At 69.6% G+C, this 635-nt stretch carries 1 protein-coding gene; it reads right to left on the bottom strand.

The window, feature by feature from the left end; genetic code table 11:
• A partial coding sequence (locus ACK586_RS25490; protein ID WP_409333328.1) for a transposase occupies positions 1-635 on the bottom strand: 635 nt, incomplete at both ends.

The raw sequence follows: 635 nt of genomic DNA, 5'->3' as shown, positions 1-635 counted from the left end.
GTGACGTGGCCGTTCCGCCAGGCGATGTAGCGGCGGATCATGCGCGCCTGCTCGCGGTGGGACTCGTGGTCGGTGCCGTCGAGGGTGAAGTAGCGCAGCGCGGTGAACTGCGGCTCGATGCGGTTGAGCCAGGAGCCGTAGAAGGGGGTGTAGGCGATCTCGACGTTGTTCGCCCCCGCCCACCGGCCGACTCGGTCATCGGTGCGGGTGGACAGGTGCGGGCTGAAGTTGTCGCAGACGATCGCGATCCGGACGTCGGGTGGGTAGAGCGAGCGCAGATAGCGGCAGAACGCCAGGAACTGGGTGCGGCCTTTGCGGGACGTGATGTGTCCGTAGAGCTTGTCGCGGCTCAGGTCGAGGGCGGCGAGCAGGTGGCGCACGCCGTGCGGTCGGGTGTAGGTCGCCCGCCGCCGGCGCCGTCGGGGCGCGGCCGGATCGCCGGGGCCCCGAGCGGCCGGTGCCCACTGCTTGCCCGGATGCGGTTGCAGGTTCAGCGGCCCGAACTCGTCCATGCAGAACACCACGGTCGGATCGTCTGGACCGGGTGCGACCAAGCCGTCGGCGATGGCGTAGAGCTCCAGCACCCGGGCGGTCTTGGCGTCGTAGTCCGGATCGGTGCTGGCCTTGAAGGTCTT

Origin of the sequence: Trujillonella humicola, assembly GCF_046233715.1 — a bacterium.
Taxonomy (GTDB): Bacteria; Actinomycetota; Actinomycetes; order Mycobacteriales; family Geodermatophilaceae; genus Trujillonella; species Trujillonella humicola.
Note: the sequence above shows the minus strand (reverse complement) of the source record. Positions and strands in the feature narration are given on the sequence as shown.